The organism is Streptomyces sp. MBT65 (genome assembly GCF_016612545.1).
Taxonomy (GTDB): domain Bacteria; phylum Actinomycetota; class Actinomycetes; order Streptomycetales; family Streptomycetaceae; genus Streptomyces.
In genome coordinates this window covers 22,523-36,870 of sequence record NZ_JAENRY010000144.1, presented here as the reverse complement: position 1 = coordinate 36,870, position 14,348 = coordinate 22,523, and the positions used below count along the sequence as shown (strand labels likewise).

The window sequence follows — 14,348 nt, the reverse complement described above, 5'->3', positions numbered from 1 at the left end:
TGGTGCGGGTACAGGGGCGCCTCCGTGGGTTCGGGGGTGGGTGTTCTGGCGGGGTGTGTACGTTGACATGGCTTGCGGCCGGGCACCAGTCATTTCAGGGGTTTTCCTGTCTGCCGCTGGCGAACTGGAAAGAAGGCGGACAAATTTACCCTCGTGCGTAGGGGCCAGCTGCCTCGTTCTGCCTGAGGACGGAAGGGGCAGACGGCATGACGACGAGCGAGTAAACCGCGTTCCTTCATGCGTCTCTGGCTGCCCGCCCGTTTTTTGATTGCTGCTGTCACTGCCCGCTCCGTATCCTGCTGGGCAACGCGTTGATGGAGACGAGTATCCGCAGATCACGCGAGCAGAGAGAGCCGCTGGAAGCTGGGAAGGCGGTCTCGCATCCTGTGGTGAAGACCCTCCTGAGCGCGGGGAGGGACGACCCTGTCTGGTGGTCCAATGCCCCGCCGGCTGGCCCCCGTTACTGGGCCTGAACGAGGCCGCCACCATGTGGCGGCGAAAGTGCGGTGGTACCGCGAGTTGCCCTTCTCGCCCGCACTCCCAAGGGATCATGACGACGTCCTTCGGAGGACCGAATGATCCACAGCCGCGTACTCGTCTCCGACTTGCGAGAACACGTTGGCCGTACCGTTTCCATTTGCGGATGGGTGAACACGCTCCGCCTGCAGCGCCACATGCAGTTCGTCATCGTGCGCGACCACACCGGCATGGTGCAGGTGACCCACAAGCGCGACAACGGGCCGCTGGAGGCCCAACTCGAAGCTCTCACCTCCGAGTCCGCAGTCAGGATCACAGGACGCGTCGTCGACGCAGCCCAGGTCAAGCTCGGTGGCCTCGAAATCGTCCCCGAGGCTGTCGAGGTTCTGAACCCGGCCGCGACGCCGCTGCCCATCAACGAGCACACAGGGCTGGAGCAGAGGATGGACTGGCGCTTCCTGGACGTGCGCCGCCGTCCTGCCACTCAGCTCCTGTTCGCCGTGCAGACCACCCTGGAGCAGGGCATGCGCGAGTACGCCTTCGTGCAGGGCGTCACCGAGATGCACACCCCAAGCTCATGGGCACCGCCTCGGAGTCCGGCGCGGAGGTCTTCGAGGTCGGTTACTTCGGCCGTAGCGCCTACCTGGCGCAGTCGCCGCAGTTCTACAAGCAGATGGCGATCGCGGCCGGTATCGACAAGGTCTTCGAGATCGGGCCGGTCTTCCGTGCCGAGCCGTCGTTCACCTCCCGGCACGCCACCGAGTTCACCGGCGTCGACGTGGAGTTGGCCTGGATCGACGGCGTCGAGGATGTGATGGCGTTCGAGGAGCAGATGCTCGCCCACGCGATCGCCAAGGTTGCCGACGCGCACGGTGAGGCGATCGCCGAGCACTTCGGCGTCAAGGTCACTGTGCCCACGACGCCCTTCCCGCGCGTCACCATGGCCGACGCGCGGGAGATCCTGCGGAGGGGCGGCTGGGACCCGGCAGGGGTGAAGGAAGACCTGGACCCGGAAGGCGAGCGGAGCATCTCGGCCCACATCAAGGGGGCCACCGGGCACGAGTTCGTGTTCGTCACGCACTACCCGGTCGGCATCCGGCCCTTCTACCACATGCGGGCTGCCGACGACCCGAGCGTGACCCTGAGCTTCGACCTGCTCTGGAAGGGTTTGGAGATCACCACTGGCGCGCAGCGCGAGCACCGATACGACGTGCTGTTGAAGCAGGCCGTCGAGAAGGGCGTGAGCCACGAGCCGATGCAGGGCTACTTGAACGCGTTCCGGTACGGATGCCCGCCCCACGGCGGCCTCGGCATGGGTCTCGGCCGGGTGCTGATGGTGATGCTCGGGCTGGACTCCATCCGCGAAGCAAGCTTCCTCTTCCGCGGTCCGAACCGGCTCACCCCGTAGCCAGCCTCACGGACGATCTGGGCTTGAGCAGTTCCCAGCACCTCCTCCCAGCAGAGCTGGTCCGCCCCACCCCCGGCCTTCGGGCGGTGGGGCCCGGACGAACCGATCAGGGCCACCATCTCGCGCAGCCGCTCCAAGCTCAGGCCGCACGCGGGATGGGCGTCCGGGGCGGAGTCCAGATACAGCAGGACGGCGGTGGGGACCCTGCAGTCGGGTTCTGGAGTGGCCGACGGCTACCGCCCGCACCTCGGCGACGGGCGCCTCTCACCGCACCACTGCTACGGTCGCGTCCATGACGCTCTCGGTCTCCACGGGTCAGGCTGTCGACCTACGCGTACAGCCGGTTGACGAGGTTCTTGATCGCGTCGAGCGGTCTCTCCAAGTGGGACTGCTCCCGGAGACGATGGTGCACAAGCGCCGATCCGTGGGGGCCAGAACCGACCGCGACACCTGGGTGCGGATCGAGCGGCGCCTGCTCGACAAGATCTCCGACCAGGGGTGGAACGGGACCGAGAGTGCCGCCCGTCTGAAGGGCATCGACCAACCCGAATGGCACGGATGTGTCGTCTGGCGGGCCACGGACGAGCCGGTGATGTGGCGAGCCGACGAAACCGAGCTCATGCCAGGGGCTCCTGTCGGAAACGCCATCCTGAGTGAAGCCCCGGAACTGCCGGACGACTGGTGGGAAGCGTTGAACACGTCGTTGGACGCGCTGGCGGCCCAGAGCACGAGCCGCATCGCCACACCGGACACCGACACCATCACCCAGGCCCTCGTCACCGAGTCCATCCGCGGTGTTTTCCCCGGCGATCTCGATACGACCATCGAGCAGTGGGTGCCAGCCCACGCAGACCTGAACTGGGCCAACATGACCGCTCCGGCGTTCAGTCTCTTCGACTGGGAGGACTGGGGTAACGCGCCGCAGGGGCTGGACTCGGCCTCACTGTGGGCGAGTTCCCTTGCTGTCCCGGCTCTGGCCGATCGCGTATGGCACGAGCGCCGGTCCGACTTCGAGAGCCGGGACGGCAAGTTGATGACGTTGCTTGCCTGCTCGAAGATCCTCGGGCCGTACGCGCACCCAGAAGACCCTCGGCTCGAACCCGCCCGGCGCATGGCCGAACAGGCCATCAAAGAGCTTCAGACCGGCTGATCGCGTGAACGGTCTCGCAGGAGACTCCGGTACTCCTGGACCGTTCGTTCCTCGACCTTGCCGACCAGGGCGCCGACGAGGTCGCCCAGATGGGCGGGCTCATCAGTGCCCACAGCCACAGTTCCGACCCTCGGCAGGTGATAGGCGGCTATGAACGCCGCCTGCACACGCGAGAGTTGGCGGCTGTCACCGAGGAAGACACGGGGGTCGATCTTGGCCCACACCGAGTCGCTGGTGCTGCCGCCGAAGGGGCTCATGCCCCATGCCTGGCTGGAGTCCAGGTCCCACGCCCTGATGAGGGCGTCCGCGGCGTCCAGCGTTCTGACTCCGACGAGCAGGCCGGCGCGGACCATGAGGGTCGCTGGCCTCGGTACGGTCAGGCCGATCAGTCCGACCAGGGATGAGGGATCCCAGGACGCGATGCCCCAGGCGGCGCACAGGCCCTTGCTCGTGGCGTCATCAAGGGCAGCGCACGCTTCTGACAGCACCTCCTGGCTATGCGGGCCCGCCTCGCGGAGCGAGTGTTCCGGGTTGTGCAGGAACACCAGATCCGGCTCCTGCCCCAGGTCCCTGGCCGCCTGTTCCACAGCCGCGTGCAGCCGTACGGGCTTCAAGGAATGCTCCGCCCCGCCCGGTCCTGGAAAGTAGCCCACCTTCGTGGAGACGGTGAACTTCGGCAGCAGGTCGCCGGCCGTCTGCACCAGGACCTGATGCGATCGGAAGCCGAGGTAGTTGGTGCTGGTGTCAAGCGCTGTGACGCCGAGATCGAGCGCCCCGGTCAGGAGCTGGCGTTCGTGACGAGACCGGTGTAGCCCGAGAACAACTCGGGGGTCAGCACCGCGCACAGCTCCTCCTTCACCAGGATCCCGGCGACCTCCGTTACTTCCGCTCCGACGACCGCCGCGGCCTGTTCCAGCTCAACGGGCCTGCCGCTGAGCAGCAGACGTAGGGCGGGCAGCGCCTTGGCCGCGAGGGTGAGCTTCTTCCCCGAGGCCACGACGTCGACAGTCTCTCCGTACGCGTGAATCTGGGGCGGGAAATGGGTGGTGCACACCACGGCGTCGAGCGGCCCAAGTATGTTGAGGAACGGCACGTGCCGAGGCAGGGTCGTCGCCTGCTCGTACGCGTCGAAGAAGTCGGCTGGCGGACGCTCGCTGACCAGCTGGGCGGCGGCCTCGGTCAGCGCGGTGGTGCCGGTTCCGTGCCAGCGGTCAAGGTCGTGGCGGAAGATTTCGTGTTCGCGGCACCAGTCGGCCAGCCACGCGAGCCAGCTCGCCCCCGTGCGTTTGGTGATGCCGAACGTGACGTGCAGGCTGTTGCCGGAGCCGCTGCCGGTCCGTGTCGCCTGGTGCCAGTGGCCTCGGGGGATGTGCATGACGTCGCCGGTCCGCATCAGGCCGGACCAGATGATCTCGTCGCTCGGAGTGGTGTTGGGGTCGGCGTCCCGGTACATCGGGACCGCGCGGGAGGTAGCGCGGACCTCCCATTCCTTCTCACCCGCGAGCTGGACGATGACGACATCGTGGTCGTCCCAGTGGAGAGGGAAGCCGGAGGCGTCGTTCGTCGTCAGGTACGCGTTGACCTGGACCCGCTCGCGGGACCACCACTGCAGGGCTCGGCAGGCGACCTCCATCGTTGGGTCGAATACGTTGGCCTGGTCCATGATCACCGTCGCGCCTTGGCCCAGGAGCCTGCCCAGGCTGCGCATGTTGACCATGGAGATGCTCTGGCCGCGGGGGCTGACGCTGTCGGTGTAGTAGATGGCCGGGTGGACCTCCTCGCCCTTCTGGAAGCACCGGAACTGCGGGCGGTTCAGACTCCTGCGCATCGCGACGTCAAGCAGGCGGTTCGGAGTCATGATGCGGGAGACGAGTGCGGGGTCTTCCATGCTCCCGCGTACGAAGTCCTTGCCCAGCTCCTCGGCTCCACTCCAGCCGAGCGCTGCCTCGATAGCACTGATCAACCGGTGTTCCATCGTGCGTCCTCCACGGGTTCGACCACTGATGCGGACACGGTGAGGGCCAGCGAGGCCGACCACGCCGACCCCCACCGCTTGGTGCCTACTCGCTGTCGTGCAGGTTGCCGTCGCCACCCGGCCACGGCGCGTCGCCGGAACTACCCTGGTTGTCCGACCGGAGGCTGTCGTACCGGTCGTGGACGGCGGTCAGCTCTTGCACCGCCACCAGGAGGCCACTTCGGGCCGGAGGCGGTGTCGTGGGCTCTGCCACCTCGTACTCCTTCCTCTTCGGTTCTCGCGTCAGGACTCCGACGGGAGGTCTATGGCCGCCCCACGGCCGTGGGAGACGTGGGTTGCGGTGGGGCGGCAGTCATTGGCCGCTCGATGAGCGGCAGTCCGACGCCAGGGACAGGGCAGGTCAGCGGTGGTTCGGCAGGACGCCGACGTCCTCGCGCATGTTGATCTCCAGAACGCGCTGGTCCAGCTCATACAGACAGGCACGACAGGCGTAGAGGGCCGCGTGCATGCCGCTCGACCGGACGGGCCCGATCCACGTCACCTCGACGTCGTCACGTCCGCACCACAGCCAGCACTCGCCTCGCGCCTGCCACTCGTGGCGGTCCCATAGCGCGTAGTCAGTGGGCTCTCCGGTGACGGGGTCGATGTCTCGGCGGGTGGGCCGGAAGACCACGTCGGGATCAGGAAGCGGATTCGCTCGTAAGGTGTGTCGTCCCATCACGCGACCGCCAGAGTGAGCGACTCGGGCTCAGCTACCACGCCGCGCTTAGGCCGTAGCGCGAATAGCCTGCGCAGGACGGCAGCTCGGATGGCGGGCGCCGCTTTGGGAAGCGCGATCTCCGCCCATACGCGTTTGCCCTGGCCGACGGGTTCCCAGGCACACCGCGAAGCGAGAAGCTCGACCAGCGCCAGGCCGCGCCCGCTCTCGTCGTCGGCCTGGGCACAACTCATCTGCGGAGCAGCAGGGTTGTCATCGAGTACGTCGATCACCAGGCGGCCGGGCCGGTGGTACAGCGTGACGGTGACGGGCCCTTCCCCATGGACCACGGCGTTGCTGACGAGCTCGGAGGCGACGAGACGGATGGCGTCAGCCGCGTCGTCGTTCAACGGCACACCCCACGCACGCACCTTGTCGACGACCGTGCGCCGGGCGAGGGAAACTTCCCTCTCATCACCCGCGAGGACGAACCGATGGGCAAGCGTGGGCATGGCTGACGCCTCCGAGGAGTTGGAGAGCGGCTCCGTCCCCGACGGGGAAACAGGGACGGAGCCGCCGATCTGAGAACCGTTCCGGAAGCTGCACCCTGCGCGGGCTCCGTGGACGGCTGATATTCAGTCAACGGCCCCAGCCAGCAAGGCGGAACGTTTCTAGGGGGTTCCTCCTGGGGACGCCCTCCCCGTATGCGGCCACGCGAAGTAGCCTCCCCACTACGCCTTGAGGGGATGACGGGAGTGATGACATGCCTGGTGAGCCGTTGGCGCTCCACCCGCTGAGCTTCCTCCGCCAGACGCGTGGATGGGGGAAGGCCGAGTTCGCCCGGCTCATGCAGGCGCACGGGCGGTCGCTCGGAATCCCGCTCGCGACCAACCGGACCACCGTGTGGAAGTGGGAACAGGGGCAGGAGCCGGACGCGGATGCCCAGCGCGTACTCGCCGACCTGCTGCGCGTCCCGTACGAGCAGGCACGGAAGGAAGGCTGGCCCTGGTGGCTGCCGGTCTGGGAGGTCACGGGGCTCACCGCGCCGTGGACCGAGGCCGGTACCGTTGAGGCGTTGTCCGAACTCGTGGGGAGTGGCCGCATGGACCGCCGGGGCTTTCTCACCATCACCGGCGTCGCCCTGACGGGCCTCGCGGCGAGCTGGGTGGACGCGCCGTCCGCCTTCGCCTCGGCCCTGGGCGGGGATCAGGTCACGGACACGATGGTCTCGACGATCGAGCAGCGCATCAGCACGCTGCGCACCCTCGACGACCAACTCGGCGGCGCCACGCTCCTGGAGCAGGCGCGCGGCGATCTCGCCCTCGTCACCGGCCTCCTGAGCACCGCCAGGTACACGGAGAACATCCGAATCCGCCTCTACGCCCTGGCAGCCCGAGTGTCGCACCTGACCGGCTGGATGGCCTACGACGCGGGGCTGCGGTCCGCCGGCCAGCGCTACTACGTCGGGGCTCTGCGCAGCGCCCGTACCGCTGGAGACGACGCGTTCGGTGCCTTCATCCTGGCGGAGATGGGCGTTCACGTCTCCGAGGCCGGACGGACCGCCGAGCGCGTCGACCTCATCTCCACCGCCATCGACAACGCCCCTCGCACGCTGTCGCCGTACACCCAGTCCTTCCTCTACCTGCACAAGGCCGAGGCGCTGTCCCGCGACGGTGACCACGCGAAGGCCGGAACAGCGCTCAACCGCGCCGTGTCCCACTGGGAGCACCACACGACGGAGGAAAACCCGGACTGGCTCAACTGGTTCGGCGAGGCCCAGCTGAAGTCGACCGAGGGCAAGGTCCTGCTGCGGTCCGGGCAGGTGGAGCGCGCGACGGGTTCCCTGGAGACCTCCGTGAAGAGCGCGGCTCCTCGGGACAAGGCCGTACGTTCCAGCCGCCTGGCCGAGGCTCGGCTCGCCGGCGGTGACCTGGACGGGGCGCTCGACGCTGCGAACTACGGCACGGAACTCCTGGAGAGCAGTGTCAGTTCCGTACGGGCGCTGGACCGCCTGAAGGAGTTCTCCGCACACCTCGAACCGCGCAAGTCCGTCCCCGCTGTCCGTGAGTTCCGCGAGCGCCTTCAGGCCGTGCCCGTCGCGGCGTGACCGCCACCTCTCAGATTGCGAGGCAGAGCCCGTCCCCGTCAGAGCATGCCGCCGCAATGCCAGGATGGACGGCATGACGACGATCCACGGTGAGGTCGCGGCTGGGTTCGAACCGGTGCGTGAGGCGTTCGCAGCGAACTTCTCCGAGCACGGGGATATCGGCGCAGCGGTGTGCGTGTACCAGTACGGCCGACCGGTGGTGGACCTGTGGGGTGGCATTGCCGACCCCGAGACCGGTCGGCCGTGGACGCGGGACACGCTGCAGCTCGTCTACTCGGCAACCAAGGGGGCGACCGCGACCGCGGCGCACATGCTGGCCGAGCGCGGTGTGCTGGACCTGGACGCGCCGGTGGCGAAGTACTGGCCGGAGTTCGCCGCGAACGGCAAGGCAGACATCCCGGTGCGCTGGCTGCTGTCCCACCAGGCCGGCTTGATCACACTGGACCAACCCGTCCCGCTGAACGAGGCGTTGGCCTGGCACCCGATGGCGGCCGCACTAGCCGCCCAGCGTCCCCAGTGGACTCCAGGCACAGCGCACGGCTACCACGGCCGAACCTGGGGCTGGCTCGTCGGCGAAGTGATCCGCCGGGTATCCGGCCAGACGCCGGGCTGCTTCTTCGCCAACGAGATCGCCGCCCCCCTTGGGTTGGACTTCTTCATCGGACTGCCAGCGGAACAACGCGACCGGGTCAGCCGCATGGTGTACCAGCGACCGGCCATCGACCTCACCACCGTTCCCGCCGAGTCGGTTCCCGAGGAACTCCGCGAACAGGTGGCCGCGTGGCGGGATCCGCAGTCGTTCAGCAATAGGGCGTACATGGTCACCGACCCCGCCGAGATCGACTTCGGCTCGCCAGAGGTGCAGGCCGCGGAACTCCCAGCCTCCAACGGCGTCGGCACTGCACGCGCGCTGGCGCGCATGTACGCCGCGCTCATCAACAAGGTGGACGGTACGCGCCTGCTCACTCCGGAGAGCCTGGAGTCTGCGGCCAAGGAGCAAGCGGGCGGGAAGGATCAAGTGATGCTGATCCCAAGCCGATTCAGTTCTGGATTCATGCTGCCCACCGAGCCCAACCCCATGGCCGGCCCAAACTCCTTCGGCCACACGGGACGAGGCGGCTCACTCGGGTTCGCCGACCCTCAGCACGGAGTTGCCTTCGGTTACGTGATGAACAACATCATCGGAGGGGACGATGTGCGCGCTGCCTTGCTGGCCAACGCGGTACGAAGGTCGCTCATGTAGGTGGCTGTTGTCTTGGAGCCTACGTGCTCCTCACTGGTCGTACCGCGGAAGTCGCTACCATCATGACCGCCACACCCACTGCCGACGGCACTCCTCAGATCCGTAAGCTCGCCGGCACCAGTGGTCTTGTTTCAAGGGACCGGGCTCGTGGACGACTCTCGGGCCGAGATCCTCGGCCAGAGCATCCCAATTGGCCCTGCCACGGTGGAAACGCCACCTCTGCAGGTCACAGGACTCAGCCCCACAGATGACGGACTTGAACTGTCCGTAAAGACCGCGCTGGGGCACACCGCCCAGCCCGTCCGCCTCACCCGCTCCGCCAATCAGCAACCTGAAGGATTCCCCATCGGGCAATTACGCATCCCGTGCGGCTTGAAGGAAGCCAAGGGCATGCCAAAGACCTGCGCCGTGGTTGTGGCCCCTGGTACACACGGCAGGTCAATCATCCTCACCATCGAGCACTCGCAGAATGGCGTCTAGCTTTGTCATGTCCGATTTCTTGTCACGATAGTCCTTGTACCTCTTCTGAGCTGTGGCAAGCAGCTCTTCATAGTATAGAACTCGACCATTGATGTGTTCGAGTTGACGACTGACGACATCAGCAAGGTCCTGCCCCCCTAGGTATCCAGCATCAGGCTCTTGCCCCAAAACGAATACCAGCGAGATATTCTTTACAGGTTCACCCCTCTTTCGAATAACCTCCGATAGAGCCTCGTGGTACTTTGCGCCTTGCTCCTTCAACTCATCTACTGTGGTTTTTCGACCGTACTTCTTCAACTCGACGATCATGTGAACGCCAGCGGCAGTACGATACTGGATATCAATGCGGCCCTGCTTCTGGTTCTCCTCTTCCGACCTGGTGAAGAGGATCCCGTTTCGAATCCTGGATAGGCTAATCTCCATATCCGCATCACCTGTTGCACCCTCCCAAGAGGGATCCAGGAGCCACATATTTTCGAAGAGGTGCTTCTGTAGCACCTTCTCCAACTCATCCTTGTTAATCATATGCTCAAGCTTCTCTATTGCCTCCAAACGCGACCGAAGAATCTGCACATAAAGCGCATCTTCATAGGATCGCGCATTTGCGAGTAGCGGAAGAACGTCCGCAGCATAAAGGCCGTTAGCGAACTTCTCTAGCTCTTGAGTCGTGGCATCAAGAGCTAGCCTTTCGAACGCGAGAATGCTCGACTTATACAGTTGAGGACGCTGCTCTTCAATATCCAGCTGTAGGGCTGCGACCGTGCTGATTAGTTTGCGAGCTGCTGCTCGTTGAGTGTCCGGTCGATCTTCGACCCACTCTCTAACCACCGGGTAACGATCGGTCAATTCAATGAACTTTTGCTTCGGGCGCTCGTCAGACCACTGTTGCGCGGCAGCATTGAAGAACTCTCGGAGTTTCGCGACGAGAAGTTTTACTCGCTCATCATCCTCAATCAACCTCTGGCGATCACTAGTAGCAATGTCGTCAGAACCATCATCTAGGTCAAGGAACTCGGCGCGAATCTGTCCAGTTACATAGCTCCCGAAAATCTTGTTGAAATCAAGTTGATCCAAGATACCCTCCTGGATCGGACGCCGACGAGCCAAGATAATAATGTTGCGCAAAGACTCTTGGGTGTCTTCAGGGTCGTTTAGCTCGTCCGGCTTACGAACGGTCCCAAACCACCCGTCAAGATGCCAACCACGTGCAGAGTCGACCGCGTTGTCAGAAATTACCCACCGCCTTTTAGTATTCGGCGTGTCGCTGGCTGAGATCTCCTCACTACCAAGCTGCCAGATGTACTCCAGCCGCCTGAGGTCTTCACGGTCTTTATACGTGACCGGGCTGCCGTCAATCTCGATGGCAAACCGTGCTGGATCACTACTCTCGTATCTCAGCACATCGAACCGGCGGGCTATCCGACGACGCAGAGCCGTGACAGAAACCCCAGTACGCTTGCGGTTTAATTCACGCAGAACAATCCTCGTACCCTCAGCAGGAAGGTCATCGGGAATATCCACCGGGGCCGGGTGATAAACCTTCTTTTCGGCGATGCTCTGCCTTAGATCATTGAGCTTGATATGGAACCCGTTACGCTCACCCCCTCTGGCAGAGTAAACCAATACCTCACCAGCTAGAGAGAATACGGAAAGTTTGCCGATTCCCTTTCTCCCCATGAAGGGGCGATTATGCCTAAGCGAAATCGTCCCCTCCCGATCTCGCTTCTTATAGGCGACGGTCAGATACCTCTCGTTCAATTCATCCCGAGTCATACCGATGCCGTCGTCTTCAATCGTTATCTCGTCGCCGTCATCACCCCACGTAATGCTAACTTTGTTAGCATCCGCATCCCAGGCATTGGCAACCAGCTCTGAAAGAACAGCAGCCGCGTTGCTGTACAGGTTGATCCCAAGCGATTCAACGACTGCGAGGTCAACCCTGAAGGTGAACGGCTCGGTCATACTCACAATGACAGCTCCTTAGAGACGGTACGAGCCTTTTCAATCAGGACATTACCAACCGACCGACCAAATACCGGTGGCACAGCGTTACCAATCAACCGACCTACCGCCTGCATTGAAGGCTGCTCCCCGTCTGGCACGAATCTATAGCCGCGAGGGAACCCTTGAAGCATTGCCGATTCTCTCAGCGTCAGGCTTCGGTCCTGTTCCGGGTGACCAAATCGCCCCGTACCGAAATTAAAAGACTGTGTCGTAATCGTTGGTGACGGAACATCCCAAACCATGCGTCCATAGAACGCCTTGAAGCTAGCACCGCTATTCTTTCTGTGGCACGGTGCCAAAAGCTCGTCCGGCCAATCGCTCCACGTCCCACCGGGCCGTGACGCACGCATCCGTGCAAGATTGATGGGCGTTAGATGCCGAGCCGTGTGCAGAAGATCCTGAGGGTCCTTTTCACCATGTTGAAGAGCGGGAAGCCCTCCGATGGTTTGCCTGACTGTCCTGTATTTGCTCTTGGGAGTGTTTCCGGAAGGAAGGCGTACGACACCCACTTTGGAAGCAATTAGAACGAGTCGGCGCCGCTCTTGCGGAAGGCCAAAGTCTGGACCGTAGAGACTTCCAAAGTCGACGGCATACCCTTGCTCTCGAAGGTTACCGACGAATTTCTGGAATACTTCCATCTTCCCTAGTCGAGGAACATTCTCCATAGTTACGAAGTCTGGGAGAGTCTCGTCCACAAGGCGAGAGAACTGCGTCAAAAGATCCCAGTTCTGTTCCGAACTCGTGTCCGCACCGCGTCGATGACTTGAGAATGGCTGGCAAGGTGCACAGCCCGCGAGCAACCTAAACGGGCTCTCGCCTTTCCAGATCGCCTTGAGGTGCTCGCCAGTAATTCGACTTACATCCTCTTGCAGAAATTTAGAACGAATGTTCCTTTTAAATGGGTAAGCGCACGCCGGATCCAGATCGATCCCCGCCGCCACCTTCACGCCAGCTTGTTTGAGGCCGAGCGACAGTCCACCTGCACCGCAGAACAAGTCAATGGCCGAAACTAGAGGCTCTGATGCAGACATGCAGATACGGTAGCGCGACCACCCCAGGGTCGTCGATGGCTGTGGATAACGAACCCACCGCTGCCTGCTGGAAGCACAGCAAGGCCAGGGGCTCTCTCGTGCGTCTACGCCAGCCGCTGTAACACGTCACGCCGAGCAGCGAGCCCTAGTAGCTGCCGCAACCGTGCCCACTCGAACGGGGAGCCTTGGGGAAGGGCTGGCGCCGACAGGGCGTGAACCCGCGGTCCGGCGGAGTGCTCCTTCCGCAGACCAGTCCCTCAACCCCACTCTCGACACGAGCGTCCACCGCCGGCCAGCGCTCATGTCGGCCGCTGAAAATCCGAAAAACTCATGGCATGACCGTTAATTAGTGACCGCAACTCAGCAGGCAGCCAAGGAAGGCTCGCCAAGTGCACCAAGGGAATGGCTACGCCAGCTTGGTGACCAACTACTAGGCCGCCAGCAGGTGATTCGCCCACCTCAAATACTTTCGGATGGAACCAGCCTGTTTCAGGCTCAGCAGGCGAGGTCGACAGCAGAGGCAGCGAAGTCGTCCTCAAGCGACTGGGGAGCATAGTCCTTCGCCTGCAGAACCTCAGCGTCGAAGAGCTTGGAGGTCAGCGCCTCGGTCAGAGGCGGAGGTACGGCGTTGCCAATAATGATCTGAACCTCGGTGCGATTCAGCTCGTAGCGAGGCTTGGCTCGCTCGTCGACGAACTTGAAATAGTCTGGAAAGCCCTGGATACGCGCGGCCTCATGGGCGGTCAGGCATCGGGGGATACCAGGATGGACAAACCGTCCGCGACCCATCGTCGCGAAACCGCTGGTAATAGTCTGAGACGGACGGTCCCACCACAAACGGCCATACATTGAGGTGTAATTATGTGTGCCCTGGTGACATTCAGGGCGCTCTTCGTTCGGTAGATTGTGCTCGTCGTTCTCGAAGAGATACTTCATACGTCGCTGGTTGTCCGGGTTGGGGACAGCAGCTTCATCGAAGAATGACTTCGGCCGAACGTCAAGCAAGTCGCTGATCGCCCAACGCAGGTCATGGGGCGTGGCCTTGTGGTCTTCGATCTGCAGCAGGTCAGCAGCCGAAAAGCCAAAGGGCAGCGCGTCTTCGCGGACGGCCAGGAGTATGTGGCGCTTGCGCGTCTGGGCGACACCGAGCTTGAGTAGGTCGACACGACTGGTGGCGACTTCGTATCCAAGCTTCTTGAGGTGAACGATAGCGCGGGAGACCACCTGCTGCTTGTCATTGACAACGGCCAGCACGTTCTCGATGACGACTACACTAGGGCGCAGAACCTCTGCGGCACGCGCCATACGCAAGTACAGCCGGTTCTTGGGATCGTCACGGCGAGTGTGGTTGTTGAGGTTACTGTGGCCCTGACACGGCGGACCGCCGATCAGAAGCTCCACCTCACCCACCATGGAGACAGTCTCGGCCTCCCGAGCGGTCAACGAGGCACCAAGGGCACCATCGAAGTAGGATTCGACGGCTCCCTGTTGGACGTTGGCTGTGGGGAAGTTAGCTTTGAAGACCTTGGTGGGAGCTGCCTCAAAGTCAACTGCCAGACGAACGTCAAGCGAGACGTCGTACTTCCGGGCTGCCTGGGCAATACCGAGGGTGAGGCCACCGCAGCCGGCGAAGAGGTCCACGACTCGCAGGGAGCCAACCCCCTCCTCGAACTTCGGCCGCCGCTTGGCCCGCAAGGGGTGCCGCTCACCCACGTGTGACCCCCATCTGCGCTTGCTTGTAGAACCGGCGGAACGAGCGGTCATCGTACTCGATCA

At 63.5% G+C, this 14,348-nt stretch carries 11 protein-coding genes and 1 pseudogene; 4 read left to right on the top strand and 8 right to left on the bottom strand.

What is annotated here, in order from left to right; genetic code table 11:
• Positions 1–575: 575 nt before the first annotated feature.
• Together aspS and JHN63_RS29375 are read left to right on the top strand one after the other, a co-directional pair.
• Positions 576–1,885 (top strand): annotated as a pseudogene (gene aspS / locus JHN63_RS29380) (aspartate--tRNA(Asn) ligase).
• A gap of 292 nt (positions 1,886–2,177) precedes the next feature.
• Positions 2,178–3,035, top strand: coding sequence for a hypothetical protein (locus JHN63_RS29375; RefSeq protein WP_200686275.1), 858 nt, complete (start codon positions 2,178–2,180; stop codon positions 3,033–3,035).
• Here JHN63_RS29375 and JHN63_RS29370 read toward each other — a convergent pair.
• From JHN63_RS29370 to JHN63_RS53110, 5 genes are all read right to left on the bottom strand, one after another.
• Positions 3,023–3,880: an aldo/keto reductase gene (locus JHN63_RS29370; protein WP_200686273.1), complete on the bottom strand. Its 858-nt coding sequence runs from the start codon at positions 3,878–3,880 to the stop codon at positions 3,023–3,025. The genes JHN63_RS29375 and JHN63_RS29370 overlap by 13 nt on opposite strands.
• Complete coding sequence (locus tag JHN63_RS29365; RefSeq protein ID WP_200686271.1) at positions 3,814–5,010, bottom strand: JmjC domain-containing protein; 1,197 nt, start codon at positions 5,008–5,010, stop codon at positions 3,814–3,816. Before JHN63_RS29365 ends, JHN63_RS29370 begins: the two co-directional genes overlap by 67 nt.
• Before the next feature lie 85 nt (positions 5,011–5,095).
• Positions 5,096–5,263 carry a hypothetical protein gene (locus JHN63_RS29360; RefSeq protein ID WP_167307964.1) on the bottom strand — a complete coding sequence of 56 codons (168 nt, stop codon included), beginning with the start codon at positions 5,261–5,263 and terminating at the stop codon, positions 5,096–5,098.
• Between the two features lie 147 nt (positions 5,264–5,410).
• Complete coding sequence (locus tag JHN63_RS53115; protein WP_307782011.1) at positions 5,411–5,683, bottom strand: hypothetical protein; 273 nt, start codon at positions 5,681–5,683, stop codon at positions 5,411–5,413.
• Positions 5,684–5,727: 44 nt separating this feature from the next.
• Complete coding sequence (locus tag JHN63_RS53110) at positions 5,728–6,219, bottom strand: ATP-binding protein (protein ID WP_234477895.1); 492 nt, start codon at positions 6,217–6,219, stop codon at positions 5,728–5,730.
• Between the two features lie 251 nt (positions 6,220–6,470).
• Between JHN63_RS53110 and JHN63_RS29350 the strand changes: the two genes are divergently transcribed.
• Both JHN63_RS29350 and JHN63_RS29345 read left to right on the top strand, forming a co-directional pair.
• Complete coding sequence (locus JHN63_RS29350; protein ID WP_200686269.1) at positions 6,471–7,814, top strand: transcriptional regulator; 1,344 nt, start codon at positions 6,471–6,473, stop codon at positions 7,812–7,814.
• A gap of 73 nt (positions 7,815–7,887) precedes the next feature.
• Positions 7,888–9,057 (top strand): serine hydrolase domain-containing protein, encoded by a 1,170-nt coding sequence (locus tag JHN63_RS29345; protein WP_200686267.1) that lies wholly within the window; start codon positions 7,888–7,890, stop codon positions 9,055–9,057.
• Positions 9,058–9,495: 438 nt separating this feature from the next.
• Here JHN63_RS29345 and JHN63_RS29340 read toward each other — a convergent pair whose 3' ends face one another.
• From JHN63_RS29340 to JHN63_RS29330, 3 genes are all read right to left on the bottom strand, one after another.
• Positions 9,496–11,499, bottom strand: a complete 2,004-nt coding sequence (locus tag JHN63_RS29340) for an ATP-binding protein (protein ID WP_200686265.1) — start codon at positions 11,497–11,499, stop codon at positions 9,496–9,498.
• 2 nt (positions 11,500–11,501) lie between these two features.
• Positions 11,502–12,572 (bottom strand): DNA cytosine methyltransferase, encoded by a 1,071-nt coding sequence (locus JHN63_RS29335; RefSeq protein ID WP_200686263.1) that lies wholly within the window; start codon positions 12,570–12,572, stop codon positions 11,502–11,504.
• Positions 12,573–13,067: 495 nt separating this feature from the next.
• Positions 13,068–14,213, bottom strand: coding sequence for a DNA cytosine methyltransferase (locus JHN63_RS29330; protein ID WP_200686261.1), 1,146 nt, complete (start codon positions 14,211–14,213; stop codon positions 13,068–13,070).
• Positions 14,214–14,348 lie beyond the last annotated feature (135 nt).